The sequence below is a fragment of the Gemmatimonadota bacterium genome, assembly GCA_016719105.1.
In the GTDB taxonomy this organism is placed as follows: Bacteria; Gemmatimonadota; Gemmatimonadetes; order Gemmatimonadales; family Gemmatimonadaceae; genus SCN-70-22.
Window position 1 is genome coordinate 1 of sequence record JADKAQ010000017.1, and the last position, 19,851, is coordinate 19,851.

Genomic DNA, 19,851 nt, shown 5'->3' on the forward strand with positions numbered 1-19,851 from the left:
TCACGCGCAGCATCTTCGTCGGCGCATCGTCCCCCTCCGACACCTCCAGCTCTTCCGACTGGCATGAAAAAATGGCTGCGTCGTATCGCGCTCTCGGTCGTGGCCCTCTTGCTCTGCCGTGGTGGTCGCGGGAGCGGAGGTACGGGTTCCTCGGCCATCGCGGCGCCACGCGCGTGACTTCCCGCCGCCGGGGCACTGGTCGACATCGGCGGACGGCGCATTACGTCGATTGTCGCGGGGCGGGATGCCGACGGTCGTCCTGGTGTCGGGGCTCGACATCAACAGGGCGCTCGCACGGTCGGCGGTGCATGACTCCCTCGCGGCCACGTCGCGCACCTGCCGCGGCTGATCGCGCCGGCATCATGTGGAGCGATCCGTCGCCCGATCCGGTCACCGGCAGGGGTCGCGGACGATCTCCGCTGCCCTCACCAAGGCCGGCGAGCAGGCGCCCTTCGTCATGGTCAGGCACTCGCTGGGCAGGCCGTACATCATGACCTACACCAAAAGAAGTACTACGGCGATGAAGTGGCCGGACTGGTGATGGTCGACGCGTCGCATCGAGCAGATGCAACGCATGGCCAAGATTGCGCCAGCAGCGGGCGATCCGGGTCCGCGTTAGGTCCCATCAAGATCGCCTCCGCCCTGTCGTGGGGGCGTAGCTGCTCGCCACCAGCCTCACCCCGCGCATGCCGAACCAGGCGAAGCCAGCGCGCAGGCGTCGAGCGCCTATTCCACGCAGTCGCTTCTGGCGCCCTCAAGGAGATGATGGCGCTCGGCGCCATCTTCGATGAGGCGGACCTTTCGCCAGCTCGGCGATCGGCCGCTGTACGTGCTCACCGCCATGCGCCCGCTGGGCGCAGCCGGGATTGACCGCGCTCAAGCTCACCCCCCGAGAAGGGGAAGGACTTCAAGGCGTTGTGGAAGGCGATGCACGACGAGGAGGCGTCGTGGTCGACGCGCAGCCAGCACGTGTCGCTCGACGACGCGTCCCACTACGTCCAGTTCGATCGCCCCGACGTGGTCATCAAGGCGGTGCGCAGCGTGGTGGATAGCGTGCGGGTGGCGCCGACCCCCTGAACCGTCTGGAACAGAACCCGTCAATTCTGGCGACCAAGCCACGAGGCCGACGCGCCGCCGAGTCGAGCGCCGTCGCGCCGGCCGTGTACCTGCGTTTCGCTACCGCACCTCAAACGTCAGCGTCGCCCACTTCGATTCGTAGTTCACCGGGCCGCTCGGCAGCTTGGTCATGTTGATGAACTTGATGTAGTACACCCCTGCCGTCGTCAGCGGGATGCTGGCAATCCCCTCGGCGTTGGAGCGCGTGCTCTTCTGCTCCATCGCCCCCCTTCCCGACACCTCGCCGCCGTACAGCACGAACTGGTTGCCGGCCGGCTTGCCATCCACCAGCGTCTTCACCTGCAGCGTGGCACCAGCTTTCAACGTGTAGGGGTTCACCGTCGGGATGATCTCGGCCGGATATCCCATCACCGTGGCATAGGCATCGCTGCGCTCGGTCCCCACCTGTACCAGCGCCTTCACGTGCTTGTGGTAGCGCTCGCGCGGGCTTGGCCAGTTCGCCATTCTTCTTGCGCGCCTCCAGGGCGTCGGGAATCCCGTCGTCCTGTAGGTACAGGTTGAAGTCGTCGGCCGAGAGGTCGAGTTCGTTGGGCCTGGTCGAGACGCCGATCACGTATGTCCCCGCCCCGCGCGTGTGGATGTGGAACGTGCTCGTGTCGCCCTTCACCCCCCACTCGGCGGTGTCGAGCTTGATGCGCCCGCGCGGCGTGAGGACGCTGGCATCGGCCAGGCGATTGCGGGCGATGGAGTTCTCGCTCTTGGAGAAGGTCCCGTTGAGCAGGCGCACGCGCACCTCGGCGTTCTCCGGTGCGAAGAAGCGCGTGGGCTTCACGAACATGTCGTGCGCGGCGGCCAGCGTTACCGAGGCGAGGAGTAGGCCGAGCGCAATGGCGGCGGTGCGGCGGGTGCGGGTCAAACGGACGGTCATCGTCGTACTCCGTGGGAAGAAGATGGGAACGGGAGCCTGCAGGTCCATCAGGTGCAGCTGCAACAACTCAGGAAGTCGCGGTGGTGTCGGCGGCGCTGGTCGAATCGACGGCGCTGGTGTCGGCGGCGCTCGCCGCCGCGTCGCTGGCCTTGGCGGCTTCGGCCTCGGCGGCATCCATCGCTGCTTCGTCGGCGGCCGCGTCCTCCGCCGCTTCGCGCGCCAGGCGCACCTTGATCTCACCCATTTGCGTGAGACCCAGCAGTCGCCCCACTCCGGTGGGATCGATGCCGTACTCGGCGGGAAGGACCACCGTCAGTAGCAACGCTCCGGCCAGTGCCAGCGCCGCGAGTGTCGAACGCACCAGCGCACGAGTGGAGGGGAGCTCGGGGGCAGACGGGGACGGCGGAGTCGGAGAAGTCATGGTGTCAGGCGGTGAAGGAACGCGTGATGAAGTAGCCGACCATCTGGTAGCCCATGAGGACAAAGCCCGCCGCCATGATGGCAACGTTGGCCCCCCACGCCCGGCGGCCAAAGCTCGGCAGGCGCCGCCAGTACGACATGGCGATGAGGATCATGCTCAGTGCCAGCACCTGCCCGAGCTCTACCCCCACGTTGAACGCCACCAGGTTGGGGAGCAGCCCCTCGGGCGACACCTGGAAGTCCTGGATCTTGGTCGCCAGCCCCAGCCCGTGAAAGAGCCCGAAGAGGAGCGTCGCCACCCGCGCGTTAGGCGCCCGACCGAACCATCGCTCGAACGCCCGCAGGTTGTCGAGCGCCTTGTAGACCACCGACAGCCCGATGATGGCGTCGATCACGAAGGCGTTGACCGATACCCCGGCCAGCACCCCGCTGATGAGCGTGACCGAGTGCCCCACCGCAAACAGCGTGACGTACAACGCCACGTCCTTGAGCCGGTACAGGAAGAAGATCACCCCAAGCAGAAAGAGCAGGTGATCGTACCCGGTCACCATGTGCTTGGCGCCGAGGTAGGCAAAGGGGATCATGAGCACCCCCGACACCTCCTGCAGGTACCCCTTGTCGCCGCTCGCTACGCCATGCGCGAGTGCCACGCCGGGCACCAGCGGGACCATCAACAGCGCAAGCAGCAGCAACCGAAGCGGCACCACACGGTCGCCGGGACTGCGTGGTGGTTGTGGATGCAACGAAGGCACTGAACGCATGCAACGCCTAGGAGTTGGAGGGGGAGGGGAGCGCCGCGACGACGTATGCCCCGTCGTCCGCGCGTCGTGGATCCAGGACGTCCACCGAAGCGACCGCCACCGTGCGTTCGCCAAACAACCAGTACAGCGCCGGCACCACCAGCATGTTGAGCGCGGTCGCCGAGAGCAGCCCGCCCAGGATCACGATCGCCATCGGCGTCTGCAGCTCGTTGCCGGGCTCTCCGCCTCCCATCGCCAGCGGAATGAGCGCCAGCCCAGCGGTGAGCGCCGTCATGAGGATGGGCGACAGTCGCTCCAGCGAACCCCGCACCACCGCCTCCCGGAACGCCACCCCTTCGGAGAGCAGCTGGCGGTAGTGCGCCACCAGCAGGATGCCGTTGCGCGTGGCGACGCCGAAGAGCGTCACGAAGCCTACCAGTGAGGCAATGCTCACCACGCGCCCCGTGAGGTACACCGCCGCCACTCCACCAATGAGCGCCAGCGGCAGGTTGGCCATCACCAGCGCCGCCGTACGCGCCGAACGAAACTCGGCAAAGAGGATCACGAAGATCGCCGCCACCGCCAGCAACGAGAGCGCCGACAACACGCGCGTCGCCTCCCCCTGCGCTTCGAACTGTCCGCCATACTCCACGAAGTAGCCGGGGGGAAGCGTGACCTGTTGAGTCACCGCCCGCCGGATGTCGTTCACCGTGCTCCCCAGGTCGCGCCCCGCCACGTTGGCCTGCACGACGATCTTTCGCTGCACGTTCTCGCGCGACACGGTGTTGGGGCCGCGCTCCACCGTCACCGTCGCCAGTTGCGACAGTGGAACCCGCTGCCCTGTGGGCGTATCGAACGGGACGGCGGCGATGGCTGAGGCGTTGGCGCGCAGCGCATCGGGAAAGCGCACGACGAGGTCGACGCTGCGCCCCTGCTCCAGCACCTGCGACACCACCTCACCATTGAGCGCGACGTCGATCGCCTCGGCCAGCTGCCCAACGCTCATCCCGTAGCGCGCCAGCGCGGTGCGGTCGGCGCGAATGCGAAGCTGCGGCACGTCGGCCTGCTGCTCCAGCTGCAAGTCGGCGATGCCGGGTACGCCCTGCATCACGTCGCGCACCGCCGTCCCCACCTGGCGCAGCTGGTACAGGTCGGGGCCGAAGATCTTGACCGCGATGTTTGCACGAGTCCCTGACAGCATGTGGTCGATGCGATGGCCGATCGGTTGACCGATGGTGACGTTGGTCCCGGGAATGGCCGAGAAGGCGGTGCGCAGTTCCTCGAACACGCGCTCCTTGTCGATCCCGTCCTTCATCGTCACGTCGATCTCGGCGGCATTCACCCCCTGCGCGTGTTCCCCCTCGTTGAACTCCGGGAGGAAGGCCGAGCCCAGCCCGGGGACCGCGGCTACCGTCAGCAGCAATCCGAGCAAGGCGCCGCCGAGCACCGCCTTGGGGCGCGCGATGACCCACTCCAGCGTCCCGGCGTACCGCCCCTTGAGCCACCGCACCAGCGCGCTCTCCTCCTCGCGCTGCACCGCACCGGCGTTCGGCAGCAGGTAGGCGCACAGCACCGGCGTCACCGTCACCGCTACCAGCAGCGAGGCCAGGATCGAGACGACGTACGCAAAGCCCAGCGGGCGCAGCAACCGCCCCTCCACCCCACCCAGAAAGAAGAGCGGGAGGAAGACGACGATGATGATCATCGTCGCATTCACGATGCTGGAGCGAATCTCCTTCGACGCCTCGTACACCACCGCCAGCGCCCCGCGACGCTCCCCCTCGGGGCGATGGTGGTTTTCCTTGAGCCGCCGAAAGACGTTCTCCACGTCGATAATCGCGTCGTCCACCAGCGCACCGATCGCGATCGCCATCCCCCCCAGCGTCATCGTGTTCACCGTGATCCCCAGCAGCTGCATGGCGAAGATCGCCACCACCAGCGACAGCGGGATGGCCACCAGCGAGATCGCCGTTGCCCGCAGGTTCCACAGGAAGAGGAAGAGGACGATGACCACCAGCACCGCCCCGTCGCGCAGCGCAGTCACCACGTTTCCGATGGCGACCGAGATGAAGTCGGACTGCCGGAAGAGCTGCGCGTTGATTGCCACCCCCTTGGGCAGCATGGGCTGGATGGTGGCGAGTTCGCGCTCGATGCGCGCCGTCAGCTCCAACGTGTTGGCGCCCGGCTGTTTCTGCACCGCCAGCACCACGCCAGGGGCCGCGTCCACCGAACCGTCGCCGTACTTGGGCGCACTGCCAATGTGCACCTCGGCCACTTGCGACAGCAGCACCGGCACACCGCCATGCACCGCGACCACGGTGCGCGCGATGTCGTCCACCGTTTGCACGCGCCCGATGCCACGAATCACGTACTCCTGCCCCTTGTCCATGTACACGCCGCCGGAGGCATTGGCATTGGAGCCGCGCGCCGCGCGCACCACCTCGTCGAGTGTCACGCCGGCGGCGAGCATGCGTGCCGGATCGGGGAGTACCTGGTACTGCTTGACCGCCCCGCCAATCGGGATCACCTGTGCCACGCCCGGGACAGCCAGCAGCCGACGACGCACCGTCCAGTCGGCGATGGTGCGCAGCTCGCGCGCCATGCTGTCGCTGCCGGGAGTTGGGCCCGTGAGGCCAATCATCATGATCTCCCCCATCACGCTCGACACGGGGGCGAGCACCGGCGCCGCGATCCCTTCGGGGAGCGAGGCCGCCACGGTTTGCAGCTTTTCGGCCACGATCTGCCGGTCGCGGAAGATCTCCGTCCCCCAGTCGAACTCGACCCAGACGACGGAGATCCCCTGCGCGGTCGACGAGCGCACGCGCCTCACGCCGGTGGCGCCATTCACCGCCGTCTCGATGGGGAAGGTGACCAGCGCCTCGACCTCCTCCGGCGCCATCCCGTGCGCCTCGGTGAGGACCGTCACGGTCGGGGCGGTGAGGTCGGGAAAGACGTCGACCGGCATGCGCCACGCCGTCCACGCTCCGCCCACCAGCATCAACGCCGCGATGGCGAGGACCACGACGCGGTTGCGCAATGAGAGCGCGATGAGTGCATTCAGCATCGGTTCGCTCTCCGGCGCTAGTGCTCGTGGCCGTGCGCCGGGACGCTCGTCGAGAGCGACGCCAGGCGCACCTGATACGCGGCACCCGTGACGACGCGCTCACCCGCCTTCACGCCCGCGCGCACGAGGATCACGTCGCCCTCGCGCCCCACCACCACCAGCTCGCGCCGCTCGAACGTCTCCCCTTCGGGCTGCACGAAGGCGATCGGGCGCCCGTCTTCCTCCAGCACCGCCGCCGCCGCGATCGCCACGCCGCGCTCCCGCTGCCCGGTACGCACCGCCACGCGCGCGTTGGCCCCCACCTTGATGGAGCCATCGCCATTGGCCACCTCGAACAAGACCGGCACGGTGCGCGACATCGAGTCGATCACGCTCCCGATCGACACCACGCGCCGCGCCGTGTAGCGGCGCGTCGACCCTTCCACCTCGAAGTCCACCCCCGCGCTGCGCGACACCTGCGGCGCCATCGCCGCCGGCACGTTGACGCGCAGCCACACCACCGACGGATCGACGATGGTGAAGAGCGGCGCTCCCCCTTCCACGCGGCTCCCCGGCGTCACCCGACGCTCCGCGACGACGCCGGCTATCGGCGACGTCACCGTCACGCGCCCGCCGACGTCGGCGCCATACCCCGCCAGCGCCTCGCGCGCCGCCGTCAGGCGAATCTCGGCCTCGTGCACGCGGCGCTCGGGCACCGCCTCGACAGCAAGCAACCGCTTGGCCCGTTCGTACTCATCCTCCGCCTCACGCAACCGGGCGCGCGCTTCTGCGATCGCCGCTCCGCCCCCTTCGCCTAACGACGGCGTGAGCGTGGCCAGCACCTGCCCGCGCGACACGCGCTGGCCGGGGACGGGCGAAGTCGCCACCCCCGCCGCATCGACCAGTCCTCCCACCGGCGCGCTCACCTGCGCCCAGCGCCCCGCCTGCGGCTCGATCACCCCCGATGCCTCGAATGATCCCGCCACGTCTCCCTTACGCGCGAACGCGGTCGCGAAGCCCGGCGTCTTCCATTGCTGTTCCTTGAGGAAGCTGATACCGCTGTCTCCCCCGTCGCCCTCGCGCGGTGCCTCGGCGGCCGTGGCGTACACCCTCAACCCCGGCACCGAGATGCTGTCCTTCGCTTGAGGCGAGTCGACCAGGATGGTGAGGTCGTACGTGCCGGCCGCGGTAAACGTCGGCGCCGGCCCGTAGATGCCGGGGGCGCGCGGCGTTTCCTGCACCACTACCACCGGCGCGCCTCCGCCTTGCGGGCGGAAGGTGAGGGTGATGCGCCCGCTGCGCAGCGGGGCGAAGTCGGTGAGGTCGGTAAGGTGCACCGCAAACTTGTCCGGCGCCCCGACGATCAGCGCCGGATGCTCCATGAAAAGTTCGGTCGAGTCGGTCCAGAGCGTGATGGCGCCACCGGCCGGCTCACCCCCTTCGGGGGTCGCCGGCGCCTCGGCGCCCTTGTCACGAGCACACGCCGCCAGCGCGGCCAGCGACGCGCACGCAATCAGGAAGCGCGTGGCGCGGCGGCGCTGCAGAATATCTCTAGTCATCGGGATCATCGAAGGGGCGTGGCCGCGGGGAAGAGTGAAGCGCCCACGGCGCGCGCCAATGCGGCGCGGCGAACGGCCACTTCACCCTGGAGCGTGACGAGGGTCGATTCGGCTTCCTGGTAGGCGCGCATCGCGTCGAGCCACTCCACCAGCGTCACCTCGCCTTCGGCGTACGAGGCTTGAATGGCGCGAATGGCGGCGCGCCCCTCCTCGCCGAGTTGTGGTGCCAGGGCGGCGCGCTGCGCCTCGACAGCGCGCAGGTTGTCCAGCGCGTCGGCCACTTCGCGGGCCACTCGCCGCCGCACCGCATCCCGCGCCGCCTCGACGCGGCGCGTATCGGCCGCGGCGGCCTCGATGGCACCGGCGCGCCGGTCAAACAGTGGCAGCGGTACCGTGAGCCCAGCGACAACGCCGCGAAAGCCGGTGAGCGATCCTGCGGTGGGATCGGCCACGCGCTCCCCCTTGTAGCCCGCCGAGAGCACCGGCGTGGGGATGCGCTCGCGTGCGACGAGGTGGGCGTCGGCCCTGGCCGCCTCCGTGTCCAGCATGATGAGGCGCGCCTCGGCGCGGTCGCGTTGCGCCAACTGCAACAACGAGTCGAGCGGGAGCTGTTCCAGGGTGGTGCCGTCAGACGCAATGCGTGTCGAAATGGCCAGCGAATCGGCTCCGATCATCGGCAGCCCCATCAGCGTCGCAAGCGCCACCCGCGCGGTGCGACGTTCCAGCGCCGCCGCGCTGCGCACCGCCGCGAAGCGTGCCCCTTCCAGTCGCAGGCGGCGCGCGGCGTAGCCCGAGACGTCGCCCGCGGCGAGGCGGCGATCGCTCACGCGCTGTGCTTCGGCAAAGGCCGCGGCGGTTTCGTCGGCAAGGCGCGCGCGCTGGTCGGCCGTCACGACGCGCGCGAAGGTCGTGGCGACCTCGTAGTCGAGCGTCGTCGCCACGCTGTCGAGGCGTGCCATCGCCAGCGACACGCGTACGCGCGCGACCGCACGACGTGCGGCGCGTTGACCGCCCACCTCGATCGACTGCTCGAGCTGCGTGATGTTCTGCGCGTTGGTCTGGTCGCCGCGCGAGGTCTGCTCGCGCCCGTAGACGAGCACGGGGTTGAGCAGCGCCCCCGCCTGGCGCTCGCGCGCCTGGGCGGCAAGCACGGCTTCGCGCTGGGCGCGAAGGTCGGGGCTGGCCGCCTGCGCAACACGTCGCGCCGAATCGAGCGTGAGCTGTGCGGCGCCTATCGCGGGGGTGATCGCGATTGCACACACGACGCCGGCGACGAGCGCCCGCGCGCCTCGGCGCGGGGGCGCGTTGGGGCGCGGGTGCAGCGACGTGACGAGGGACCGTCTATTGAATGAGTGGCGTGACACGGGTGACCGGAGTGGCGTGAGGTCCAGCGTCCCGCTGCAGCTGTCGGCAGAGTGCGCCGCGCGACTGGAGCGAAGAGGGGGACCAGGACAGCCCACGTCGAGTGCGACGTGGGAGACGGCCAGCACGACACGCCCGAGCCACTCCCCCCTGGCGCCTCGCGAGGTCGCGAGCGCGTAGGGCGGTGGCCGGGCGTCGGTCAGCTGAGGGGTGGGCCCCTCGGGGCGGGCGGGAGCTGGTACTCGGGACCGGGACGCGCCAACAGGGCGCGTTCTTCGCACGGTGCCACCGTGCTGCAGGTCCGGTCACCGATCACGGCGATCGGATTGGGGAGTATCGCCGGGGTCGCCACCGAGGATGCGACCCGCGTCGCATCGCGCGGTCCCACGACGGCGGCGAGCGTCGCGTGCTGGTGTCCGTGCGAATCGCGAGGCGTTGAGACGGTGCCTCGTTCATTCGACACGGTGCGTGTGTGGCCTGATGCGCCGGGCGTCGTCGGAGCATGCTCGTCCCCGTCTCCGGCTCGGTGCGCCACTGGATGCGCATCGTCGTGCGCCGCCTCATGCGCATCCTTGTGCGCTGCCGCATGCGCATCCTCGTGCGCCGCCCCGTGCGCCCTGCTGAGGTGCTCATGCACCTCGCCGTGCGCCAGCGCCTGAAGCGGGGCGCTCGTGCCGGCGAGCAGTGCCGTCGCCAGCGCGACGAGTCGGGTCCGAAGGGAGAAACGCACGCCCGAATCTACGGCTTCGCCCCGGTTTTGCCTACCAGCACCGCACCTTGGCGGGTGATCGCCGCTCAGTACCGCACCGCGTACTGCACCTTCACCAGCAACTGGTTCGACCCGAACCCCCAGCGCCGGTCCAGGCGCCGGGTCGGATCGGTCACCAACCCCATGTCGATCGGGCGCCCGGTCTCCGGGTCGATGTCGTGGCGCAGGTTGTGGTTGTACACCACGAACAGGTCGCCTAACGGGGCAAAGGTCCAGCGCAGGCGCGTGTTGGCGCCAAAGCTGTCGGAGCTGTTGTCGTACTGCAGGTAGCTGTTGAGCTGCAGGTTGGAGGAGACGTTCACGCGCACGCGCGTCCCCACCAGGTCCTGCGTGAAGTTGCCCTCCGGCAAGCGCCCCACATTGCGCGTCGAGTTGAGCTCGACGATGAACAGGGGCGACGGCTTCCACGCCCCGGTCAGCACCAGCTCGTCCAGGCGCCCCGTGTAGAAGCCCCCGGTCCACCAGGTGGCCTGCCCGCTCAGGCGTCGCTTGGGGGCAAAGCCCGCTTCGAAGCGGTAGCGCATCCAGTGGTGCGACCCCGCGGGGATCACGACCCCTTTGGCGATCTCGAAGGGTAACGCCAGGCGCTCCCCGGTTGGATTGGCGTTGAACTCGAAGCGATCGCCGCTCTCCAGCCGCCAGTTGACCGGGGCAAAGAAGACGCGATAGCTCTCCCACCGGTCGTCGAGGTCGCCCACCAGGGTGAAGAACAGCTCGTTCATCATCTGCCGCACGTCCAGTCCCAGCACGTTCCCCTTGGGGCGCGGCTTGTAGGTCATGCTGAGGTTGAGCGCCTGCACGGCGGGGCGGGGAATGAACCCTAACGAGGGATCGAAGGCGTCGCCGACGCGTCGAAAGGTGAGCGCGACATCCCAGAGGTCATTGGGGTAGTCGAGCTTCCCACCGACGGCGGTGCGTTCGCCGTCGCCGAGCCCCTCGCGTCCCATGGCGAGCCCCCACACGCCGGCGAGGAAGTTCTTGTTGCCGAACAGCCGTGACGTCTGAAAGGTCGCGTCGCCTCCCGCGGTCCAGCTCCCGGCGCGCCCCAACGGGTCACCGAACGTGGCCAGCATCCCCACGCTCGACTCGCGCAGCGCATTCTGCCGCACGCGCAGGACACCCATGGTACTGGACGTCTGCGGCAGGCCCAACGCCTCCCGATCATCGATGTCACCGGTGTGCAGCACGAGGGCGCCGACATTGGCCCCGCGCCCGCGTCCGCTGACCTTGAGCCCCGCCTGGATCGGGACCTCGTTCCCGCTCAGGAGCCCGATGCGCCGGCTGAAGAAGGGGCGCACGTCGTCTCCGGTCCCCAGGCCGAAATCGAAGATGTCGGCCCCCTGCAGGAAGAAGGTCCGCTTCTCGGGGAAGACGATGGGAAAGCGCGTGAGGTTGGTGCGGCGCGTGTCGACCTCCGTCTCGGCGAAGTCGGTGTTGACCGTGAACGCGGCCAGCGTGTTCGCGCCTAACGTCTTGGTGATGTCGAGGCTCGCGTCGTGCGCCTCCTCGAAGCCCGCCTTGGGCGCCGGGACGCCGCCGCCCGCGGTGAGCGATGGGCGCACGCTCAATCCCAGCCCCAGCGAGAAGGGCGGGACGTCGGTCAGCCGGCCGGCGCGAAAGGTCTGCGTCACCTGGAAGTTGCGCTCGGGGCTCGCCCAGCGGTCGGTCTCGAGCAGGCGCTGGATGCGGCGTTGCACGTTGAACCCCCACTCGCTCGCCCCCTGCTTGAATTGCAGGCTCAGCACCGGGATGCGGATCTCGGCCGACCACCCCGTCGCCGTGCGCGCCGTCACCGCCTCCCACGCGGCGTCCCAGTTGGCGTTCTCGCTCTCTCCCTGGTTGGACACCAACGCGTCGTAGCGTGCCGCATTGGGGTTCACGGCAAACACGTACCCTGACCGTCCGTCGCGGTACGTGTCGAGCACGAGCTTGATGTGATCTTCGTTGCTCAGGTTCGCATCGCGCTCGCGGGCAAAGGCCACGATTCGGGCGGGATCAGGATCGTCGGCACGCACGCCGATCACGATCGCGTCGGCGCTGGCCAGGATGCGTACCACCGTGCGCCCCGCCGGTCTCACCCCCTGCACCGGTTCGATCTGCGTGAGCGCCGCGATCGAGTCGGCGCCGGCCCACATGGCTTCGTCAAGGCGACCGTCGAGGTGCACCACGCCGCGCACCGTCCCCACGCGCAGCGCCGGGACGTTGGTGGTGGGGAGCTGTGCGCCGAGCGACGGGGCGCGACACATCCCCGCCGCGATCGCCAGGAGCGTGACGGGCGTCGTTAGGCGATGTCGACGTGCGGCGAGAGGCATTGTCCGAAGAAGCATGTCGCGCAACCTAGCCGGGCTCAGCGTCCAGCGTCTACCGCCGCCCTCAGCCCCTTCAGCACCTCCGGCAGCGCCCCGTCGGCCCAGAAGTGGATGTAGTAGATCCGCGGCGACTCGCCCACCAGGTGCGAATGCACCGCGGTCGCCGTGATCCCGTTGGTCGCGAGCGCGCGCACCACCGGGTCGACGTGATGCTCCCCCACCGCAAAGTCGCCCGTTGCCACGGCGCGCGTGGCATCGACCATCTGGATATTCACCGGGCTCCCGTACGCCAGCGCCGGCACCAGCACCTTGCCGTGCATCGTCACCGTCCCGGGGACCAGCTGGAAGGCAAGCTGCGACACCGCCCCCGACGCGCGCCCGGTGACCCCCATCGTGCGGTGCACCAGCGCCGTGTCGATCGTGACTGGGGGAGGCGCACTGCTCGTGACGGGGCGCGGTGCCTTCGTGAGCGCGACGGCGCGGTCGAGCCTGCGCGCCAGCGTCACGGCATCCCCCTCGCCATGAAAGTGGATGTACGTGATGCTCGGGCTCTCGCCCGCCAGGTGGTTGTGGATCGACGTGACGCCGATCTCTTGTCGTGCCAGCTCGGCCAGCACCGGTTGGAGTTCATCGCGCGTGACCACCAGGTCGCCCATGAGCATGGCGTCCGAAGGCTCGCCGCTGAAGCCGGCCCAGCCGCCTAACGCCAGCATCGGTGACACCGTCACGTCGCCCATGCGCATCGTGACGTCGCGGCGCGGAAAGTTGAACCGTTGATAGCCACCGGTGGCGACGGCGGGGGTCTGCAGGATGCGGGCGACCTCGCCCCAGGTCGCGGCCGCGCCCTGCGCGCTCCCTCCGCGCGGCGCCAGCAACAACGGCAGCGCGAGCAAGACAAGCCGCCATGGGCGTGTGAGGCGCTGGCGTGAGGACGAACGACGCGCCGAAAGCACGGGAAGAGAGATGGTCATGTGCCTGAACTCCTCACAAGTGGACGAGAAATGATTGGGCGCAGGCAATCGTGCGTGCGCCTGCGGTTGCGCGATGCCAAGCGCCGTTGGTGCGCCGCCCGCGTGTGCCTCACGGCCCGCTCGGGCGAAATCCCGCGTACAGCGCGTCGAAGACGGCCAACCCGTGCTCGAGTCGCGCCTCGTCGGTGGCATGTGATCGCACGAGCCCGTCGATCAGGCGCGCCACCCCGTCGGTTTCGGGTCGAGCGAAGGTGCGTTCCTTGAGGTCGAGGTCGTGCACGATCTCGCCTAACGCCACCAGTGCCGGATCGGCCAGCGCAAAGCGCCGCAGCAGCGTCTCGAAGGTGCAATCGGCCCCTTCATGCGTGTATTCGCCCTCGAACATGTCGAAGCGACGCTGCGGCTCGGCGTGCGTGTAGGCGCTGGCCTCGACAAACAGGAAGCGCGCCGCCGGGTCGATGAACCGCCGAATGAGCCAGGCGCTGGCCAGGCGATCGACGTGAAGATCGCGACGCGTGACCCAGAGGGCGCCGCGCCCTCGCGCCTCCGCGCTCCCATCAGACGCATCGCCCGCCGGTCCAGAAAGGGCGCGCAGCGCGAGCTCGACCCCCCGCACGGACTCCGTGGCCGCCGGCCCCCCCTCGGCATCGAACCAGTCGATCGCCCGTATCTCGTCCAATCGCCGCTGCAGTCGCCCCAATTCGACGGCCACGCCCTCCCGATCCGCGGCCTCGAGAGGCGGCGGCGCGGTGAGCGTCAGCCGCAGCCGATCCCCCGTCGATGGCGACGGCCGCGTAGTCGGAATCGCGCGCCCCCTTGAAGCGCGCCACGAGATCGTCGTTGGACATCCCGGCGACGACGGAGGCCTCGAGGATCGTGCACTCTCCGCCCCCCGCCTCGACCTCGCGGCGGACCCACGACAAGTCCTCCATCGCCTCGTCCCGTCGCGGCAGGACGTACACGGAGTTCTTGAGCGCGATCGCTCCGGCGCGCGCCAGCCGCTTCCCCACCTTCGCCCGGAGGTAGTCCGGCTTGGGGGGAATCGCGTGCACCACAAGGAGCCAAGGGGGCGATGCGACGGACATAGCAACTGTGATAGTGATTCTCACAGTTGCTCGGCGCAAGGCCGCCGGGCGTGGGATTCGCTTGACACATCCGCCGGTCGCTCGTAGCGCGACCGGCTGTGCCCGCCTATCCGGATCGCCGCGGACTGTCGATGCTGGCGCTCCTGCGGTACGTCGCCGAAAGCGCGCCGCCGGCGCCGCGCCGCCGACGCGCTTGTCGCGAACGCCCGTCGACGCGGCAGCGCGAGCCGCGGCTCATGAAGCTCCCCTTCGACAGGCGACCGCGCGATGTGTACCTGCGCCGCGCCCTGACGCCCGCTTCGTGTTGCCCCGAACGCTCGTTCACGCGCCCGACCCACTTGACAAGAAAAGGGGTGCCGGGGGAAAGGGTAGGGGGGCTCGCGTCGAAAAAACGCGCGCAGGCGGCCGTCGACCGTGTCCGGCCACCGGTGAATACCTCCCAACGCCTGCTGTAACGCCATGATCGAGCCGCAGTCCGTGCGCGCTCGCGCTCGGGCCGCACGCACCCGCGCTCGGTCCGTGCGCACCCGCGCTCGGTCCGCACGCACACGCACTCGGTCCGAGTACACCCGCGCTCGGTCCGTGCACCTGTCGGGTCGGCACGTGGATGTGTCGGCTCGGTCCGTCGACGATGTCGGTCGTAGCGCCCACATCGTTGTTCGCACCGTCGACGACGACGCGCGGACCGTCGACTCGCCACCTGCAGTCCAGCGGCGCGTCGGCCGGTCCGGCGACGACGACGCTCGGTCCGTGCATCGCGCCAGTCGGTCCGTCACGGTGTCTGTCCCGTTCGTGCACGACGCAACACGAACCGTCCACCGCGTCGCCCGGTCCGCCCACGCCGTCGCTGGGGTCGTCGACCATGACGGCCCGTCCGCGCACTCGTCGCGTCGCACCGTCGACGTGTCAGCTCGGAACGTCCGCTGTACCGCTGTGAACGCGCGCGTGTCGGGCGGTGTCGGGTCGGTCCGTCGACGAGGTCGCGTGGTCCGTCGACGCGTGCGTACGGTCCGCAGAGGATGCAATCCGCACCGTCGATGTGTTGGTCCGGACCGACGACGATGCAACGCCGAACGTGTCCCGGTCGAACCTAACGAGGCACCTCGCAACAGGCACCGGTCACGTCGCGATCGCTTTCATGAGGGGATGGCGCGGCTGGTGGCGGAGCACGAGGCGCAGTTTGCCGAGCACGGGCTCCCGGCGGGCCACGCCAAGCGGCTCACCCAGGCGGCGGGCGACTTGCGGCTGGCCATCAACGCCCGCGGCCTCCAGCAGGGCAAGCGGACGGCGGCCACCAGCGGCGCGCGCGAGGTCACGCGCGAGGTCACGCGCGAGGCGCTCCGTCAGCTGCGCATCGTGTCGTCGCTGGTGGTGCCGAAACAGGCGCCTAACGCCGAATGGATGGCGGCGTGGCGGACCGCCACCGCGGTGGCGCGCCGGGGAACACGCGCGGGCAGCGGCCCGCTGTGCTCAGGGCGCCAGGCGCGGGCGAGACTCGCCCTCGGCAAGTCGCATCAAGCGCTCGCTGATGGCCAACTCCAGCTCTCCCGCAAACTCGCGCGCCGCGTCGCCGTGCCGCCTGTCGATCGTCAGCACCAACTCCCCCGGGTGCTCCATCGAGAGCCCGGTTGGACCGGCCACCGCTTCGAAGGTGCGCAGGTCGCTGGCCGTGAGGACCAGGCGCGGGGCCGCGAACAGGCGCGCTGGGCGCACCTGCGCCGAGGCGAGCTGGTTGAGCGGGACCGAGACCTCGCGCACCGGCTCGGTCACTTCCTTGGTCTCGTACCCCCTCCCCATGCGCTCGGTGGTGCGGCTCACGCGCCACTGGATCACCAGCCGGTCGTCGTCGACGCGCAGCAGCCCATGCGCCGTCTCCGACGTGCTCGTGTACTCGCTTCCCTTGAAGGCGTCGGAGGAACGCGTGAAGGTGAAGGGGAGGGCGGCGACTGGTGGGGACACGGATCGGCGGGAAAGGAGACAGAAGGAAGCTGCCCACTGCATTCGATCCTACGCAACCGCCCCACGCGGCCTGCACGCGATCCAGGTGCGGGATGATCCAATCGTCGTTCACCACGCCGCAGCAAACGCCTCGAGGCCGAGCCGCGCCGCCGCTGCACCTTCGTATCAGGCGATTGCGTGGTTGTGCCGGGTGCCGACTGTGCTGGTGACGGTCGGCTGGCTTGCCCCGACCGGCCGTCGTCTCCATTGTCGTACCGGCCTTCAGCTCCCCCTTACACCCTCCGACGCCAGTGATCGCGCCTCGCCTCGTCCATCCGCTCGCCCTGGCCGCTCTCTCTACCCTCGCGATCCCGGTACCCCGGGTGCTTGCCCAGAGCTCGGGCAGCTACGAGTTCATCGACTTCGTGGCCCCTCGGGGGTGGAAGGTCGAACGCGCCGCCGAATGGGTGGTCTTCAAGAAGGACGATGGCACGCACTACTCCAACGTCTTCATCATCAAGCCACGCCCGAGCCTCGGGACGCACCGCGCCGATGTGGACAAGGACTGGGCCCTGCACGCCGCCAAGCAGGGGCTCGCTGCGCCTGCGCAGTCGGATGGTTCGTCCAGGGACGGGTGGGAGGTGACGGTTGGTGCAGGTGCAACGAAGGGACGCAATGCCTTCGAGATTTCGGTGACCACGTTCACGGGACGTGGCCTGAGCTGGGCATTGGTGGGCTACTACAACGACACGTCGTTGCTGGCCGACATGGAGTCGCTGTCGCAGTCGCTCAAGCTCCACGAGGGACGGCTGGCGGCCTGGCGCGAGAAGAACCTGGGAGCGAGCGCGGTCGCCGCGGCGGATGGACGCTCGCCGCGACCGCCGGCCACCGCGCGTCCCGCAGGTCCCACGGCCCGTCTCCCGGCGTCGCCGAGCGGCCCGATGATGATGACGAAGTCCACCACCAACTTCGACGATGGATGGCAGGCGACGGTTCAGGGTGACTTCGTGCAGGTCACGCGCCCGGGGCTCACGGTTCGCCTGTACCACCCGAACGATGCGCTCGAACAGGCCAGGCCGAGGGAGGTGGACGCGCCCGAGTGGTATTGGAGCCGCATCGTCGAGCCGGGCTTCCGGACGAGCGCCGCGCAGAAGTGGGAAGGGGTGCAGTACCCCCCGATCTACTTCATGGAGGGCGCTGGCACCGACCGGCAGTCGGGGCGTGCCGTGCATGTCGCGATGAAGGTGGTGTACGAGGGTGGAGCGCGCGTGATCGTCGCCTTGGCGAACGATCGGGCCACCTTCCAACAAGCTTTCCCGCACCCCAACGACATGAATCGGATGCTGGGCTACAACAAGTTCGCCGTGACCGCCAGCGACATCCTCGGCAGCTGGAGCAAGGGCGGTGGCGGAGGCGTGGAGTACTACAACGTCTACACCGGCAACTACGCGGGGATGGCGGCGATCTCCAGCACCGACGAGTTTGTCTTTCGCCCCGACGGCACCTATCAGAGCATCCATCGGTCGGCGAACACGACCAATGGCTCCACGCGCTTCTCAAGGCTCGACTACCAAGGGCGCTTTACCGTGACCGACTGGTCGGTGACGGCGACCAACCGTGTGGAGGGGAAGACGAAGCTGTTCCACGCCCAGCTGGAGGCGATCAAAGGAGGGTACCTCCTGTGGTTGACCGACAGCGACTACGCTCCGCTGCGCTACGGGTTGTTCCGGCGACCGGTGCCGTGACGGTGGGGCGTTGAGGCATTGGGGCCGGGTCCTGGAACGAGTGTCTCGATGACGCCGCCCCCACCCGGGCCCCCCCGGCGGCCCCGGGGGGGCGCCCCCCCCGGGCGGGCGGGGGCGGCGGCCCCCCCGGGGGGGGCCGGCCCCCGGGGGGGGGGCCGGGGGGGGCGCGGGGGGGGGGGGGGGGGGGGCCCCCGGCGCGGGGGGGGGGGGCGCCGGGGGGGGGGGCCCGCCCGGGGCGGGGCGGCGCCGCCCCCCCGCGCCCCCCCGGCGCCCCCCCGCGCCCGGGCGCCGCGGGGGGGGGGGGGGCCCGCCCCCGGCCCCGCCCGGCCCGGGGGGGGGGCCCCCCAGGGGGGGCCGGGGGGGGGGGGGGGGGCGGGGGCCCGGCCCCCGGGGCCGGCGGGGGGGGGGGGGGGGGGGGGGGGGGGGGGGGGGGGGGGGGGGGGGGGGGGGGGGGGGGGGGGGGGGGGGGGGGGGGGGGGGACGGGCGACGCCATCCCCGACTCCACCCCGCTGCCTAACGCCCCGTCAACATCCTCACCAGACAGGCGTTGTTGCGCTGCTCCGGCGTCAGCACGGCGAGAATCTGCGCGCTCAACCGCTCCTCCGCGGCCTTCACCGCCTGCATCGCCGCGTCGGCCTTGGCCAGGATCTTCGCCACTTCCTCACGCGTCGCGCCGGCCCTCGACGCCGCCATGGCCTCCAGCCCCACCTTCATGATCGTCTCGAGGTCCGCCTTGACCGACTCGCCAAAGGCGGCGCGCAACTCGCGGATCTTCGTGCTCTGGGCTGGCGTGAGCGACTTGAGCACGTCGGCGCCGCACGCGCTGGGTCCAGGGGCACCCGAGGCGAGCCAGCGCTGCTGTGCGGGCGTGTACACGGCGAACACGTCGCGTTGCAGCTGAGCGAAGGCGCGCGCCAGCCGCGCGCGGATCGGGTCGCCCTTGGCCAGGATCGCCATGACCTCGGCCCGCGACTTCTTCGCGGCGATCGCCGCCCGCGCCTGTGCCTCGATGGCCTGGAGCGCGGCGACATCGGCCGCATTCGCCTTGAAGTAGGCCTCGTGCAGCGCCTGGATCTTCGCCTTCTGCTCGGCCGTGAGCTTGAGGCTGTCCGGGAACGCCGAGCCCCCGATCCCGCCGCGATCGATCGCCGCGGCCGCGGTATTCGCGTACTCCTGCACGAGGTCGACGCTGATGTCGTCGAGCGATTCCTGCGTCGTCGCAGGGGCGGTCGCCGAGTCGCGGGAGCAGGCCGAGACGGCCGCCAGCAGGGCGAAGGCGAAGGGGAGGGCGCGGCGTCTGGTCATGCGGAGGAGTGTGCGCCGCGCGGGACGATGGGGCAAGGGGGCCGCGAAACTCCAACCGGTCGCGCCCTTCGACGCGGACGACCGCCCCCTGAATCGACTCACCGCTCCCACGCCTCGCCGCGGATGTCACACTCCCGAGGACGGCAACGGCGAGTGGTTGATTCGAGCCGAGGCGCCCGCGGATTGCGCGTGAGAGGGAGAACCCTCCCGTGCGCACTCGTCCGACGCTCGTCCCCCACCCATGTCTACCTCCTCGCCAAGCGCGGTCGCTCGTCCCCGGCGCTTTGCCCTCGTCCGTGCGCTCGCCGGCGGAGTCGTGATCCTCTTCCTGCTCGCCTCCCTCGTCACCACCGCCTCCGAGATGGGTGGAGAGGGGACCATGTGGATGTTCGTGGCGGCGGCCAGCGGGCTCCTGCTCCTCGTGGCGAGCTGGCGCAACTGGCCGCTGCTCTGGAATCCGCTCGGGCGAATCCTGCGCGCCCTGGTCGGGGAAACCATGGCGCGCGTCGCGTTCGGCGCGATGGCGCTGGTCTTCGTGGCGTCGGCGCTGCTGGCGTGGCGATAGTCCCGCCGCCGACGTCGGGGAGTTAGGGGCACGC

14 protein-coding genes are annotated in these 19,851 nt (G+C 69.9%); 3 read left to right on the forward strand and 11 right to left on the reverse strand.

Going from position 1 to position 19,851, the window contains the following annotated elements:
- Positions 1-927: 927 nt before the first annotated feature.
- Positions 928-1,077, forward strand: a complete 150-nt coding sequence (locus IPN47_17265; protein ID MBK9409755.1) for a hypothetical protein — start codon at positions 928-930, stop codon at positions 1,075-1,077.
- A gap of 99 nt (positions 1,078-1,176) precedes the next feature.
- Here IPN47_17265 and IPN47_17270 read toward each other — a convergent pair whose 3' ends face one another.
- The 10 genes from IPN47_17270 to IPN47_17315 all read right to left on the reverse strand — a co-directional run bounded on the left by IPN47_17270 (position 1,177) and on the right by IPN47_17315 (position 16,222).
- Positions 1,177-1,581, reverse strand: coding sequence for a DUF4198 domain-containing protein (locus IPN47_17270; protein ID MBK9409756.1), 405 nt, complete (start codon positions 1,579-1,581; stop codon positions 1,177-1,179).
- A 491-nt stretch (positions 1,582-2,072) separates the two neighbouring features.
- Positions 2,073-2,366 carry a hypothetical protein gene (locus IPN47_17275; GenBank protein MBK9409757.1) on the reverse strand — a complete coding sequence of 98 codons (294 nt, stop codon included), beginning with the start codon at positions 2,364-2,366 and terminating at the stop codon, positions 2,073-2,075.
- A 64-nt stretch (positions 2,367-2,430) separates the two neighbouring features.
- Positions 2,431-3,096 carry a HupE/UreJ family protein gene (locus IPN47_17280; GenBank protein MBK9409758.1) on the reverse strand — a complete coding sequence of 222 codons (666 nt, stop codon included), beginning with the start codon at positions 3,094-3,096 and terminating at the stop codon, positions 2,431-2,433.
- 97 nt (positions 3,097-3,193) lie between these two features.
- Positions 3,194-6,229 carry an efflux RND transporter permease subunit gene (locus IPN47_17285; protein MBK9409759.1) on the reverse strand — a complete coding sequence of 1,012 codons (3,036 nt, stop codon included), beginning with the start codon at positions 6,227-6,229 and terminating at the stop codon, positions 3,194-3,196.
- A gap of 17 nt (positions 6,230-6,246) precedes the next feature.
- Positions 6,247-7,767 carry an efflux RND transporter periplasmic adaptor subunit gene (locus IPN47_17290; protein ID MBK9409760.1) on the reverse strand — a complete coding sequence of 507 codons (1,521 nt, stop codon included), beginning with the start codon at positions 7,765-7,767 and terminating at the stop codon, positions 6,247-6,249.
- A gap of 5 nt (positions 7,768-7,772) precedes the next feature.
- Entirely contained in the window at positions 7,773-9,029 is a 1,257-nt protein-coding gene (locus tag IPN47_17295) for a TolC family protein (protein MBK9409761.1), read from the reverse strand.
- A gap of 895 nt (positions 9,030-9,924) precedes the next feature.
- Positions 9,925-12,210 (reverse strand): carbohydrate binding family 9 domain-containing protein, encoded by a 2,286-nt coding sequence (locus tag IPN47_17300; protein ID MBK9409762.1) that lies wholly within the window; start codon positions 12,208-12,210, stop codon positions 9,925-9,927.
- Positions 12,211-12,245: 35 nt separating this feature from the next.
- A complete protein-coding gene (locus IPN47_17305) occupies positions 12,246-13,178 on the reverse strand; it encodes a DUF1259 domain-containing protein (protein ID MBK9409763.1) in 933 nt (310 codons plus the stop codon).
- A 109-nt stretch (positions 13,179-13,287) separates the two neighbouring features.
- The gene (locus IPN47_17310) at positions 13,288-13,890 is read right to left on the reverse strand and encodes a chromate resistance protein (GenBank protein ID MBK9409764.1); all 603 of its coding nucleotides are present in this window, start codon (positions 13,888-13,890) and stop codon (positions 13,288-13,290) included.
- A gap of 1,843 nt (positions 13,891-15,733) precedes the next feature.
- Positions 15,734-16,222: a hypothetical protein gene (locus tag IPN47_17315; GenBank protein ID MBK9409765.1), complete on the reverse strand. Its 489-nt coding sequence runs from the start codon at positions 16,220-16,222 to the stop codon at positions 15,734-15,736.
- A gap of 290 nt (positions 16,223-16,512) precedes the next feature.
- Between IPN47_17315 and IPN47_17320 the strand changes: the two genes are divergently transcribed.
- Positions 16,513-17,946: a hypothetical protein gene (locus IPN47_17320; GenBank protein ID MBK9409766.1), complete on the forward strand. Its 1,434-nt coding sequence runs from the start codon at positions 16,513-16,515 to the stop codon at positions 17,944-17,946.
- Between the two features lie 514 nt (positions 17,947-18,460).
- On the opposite strand, the gene IPN47_17325 is transcribed toward IPN47_17320, so the two are convergent.
- The gene (locus tag IPN47_17325; protein MBK9409767.1) at positions 18,461-19,252 is read right to left on the reverse strand and encodes a Spy/CpxP family protein refolding chaperone; all 792 of its coding nucleotides are present in this window, start codon (positions 19,250-19,252) and stop codon (positions 18,461-18,463) included.
- A gap of 241 nt (positions 19,253-19,493) precedes the next feature.
- On the opposite strand from IPN47_17325, the gene IPN47_17330 reads away from it, so the two are divergent.
- The gene (locus tag IPN47_17330; GenBank protein ID MBK9409768.1) at positions 19,494-19,817 is read left to right on the forward strand and encodes a hypothetical protein; all 324 of its coding nucleotides are present in this window, start codon (positions 19,494-19,496) and stop codon (positions 19,815-19,817) included.
- Positions 19,818-19,851 lie beyond the last annotated feature (34 nt).

What these genes read in the sequence shown, in the direction of transcription:
- IPN47_17265 (MBK9409755.1), top strand. Translation starts at nt 928, where the DNA reads ATGCACGACGAGGAGGCGTCGTGGTCGACGCGCAGCCAGCACGTGTCG.
- IPN47_17270 (MBK9409756.1), bottom strand. Translation starts at nt 1,581, where the DNA reads ATGGCGAACTGGCCAAGCCCGCGCGAGCGCTACCACAAGCACGTGAAG.
- IPN47_17280 (MBK9409758.1), bottom strand. Translation starts at nt 3,096, where the DNA reads ATGGTCCCGCTGGTGCCCGGCGTGGCACTCGCGCATGGCGTAGCGAGC.
- IPN47_17285 (MBK9409759.1), bottom strand. Translation starts at nt 6,229, where the DNA reads ATGCTGAATGCACTCATCGCGCTCTCATTGCGCAACCGCGTCGTGGTC.
- IPN47_17290 (MBK9409760.1), bottom strand. Translation starts at nt 7,767, where the DNA reads ATGACTAGAGATATTCTGCAGCGCCGCCGCGCCACGCGCTTCCTGATT.
- IPN47_17300 (MBK9409762.1), bottom strand. Translation starts at nt 12,210, where the DNA reads ATGCCTCTCGCCGCACGTCGACATCGCCTAACGACGCCCGTCACGCTC.
- IPN47_17305 (MBK9409763.1), bottom strand. Translation starts at nt 13,178, where the DNA reads ATGACCATCTCTCTTCCCGTGCTTTCGGCGCGTCGTTCGTCCTCACGC.
- IPN47_17325 (MBK9409767.1), bottom strand. Translation starts at nt 19,252, where the DNA reads ATGACCAGACGCCGCGCCCTCCCCTTCGCCTTCGCCCTGCTGGCGGCC.
- IPN47_17330 (MBK9409768.1), top strand. Translation starts at nt 19,494, where the DNA reads ATGTCTACCTCCTCGCCAAGCGCGGTCGCTCGTCCCCGGCGCTTTGCC.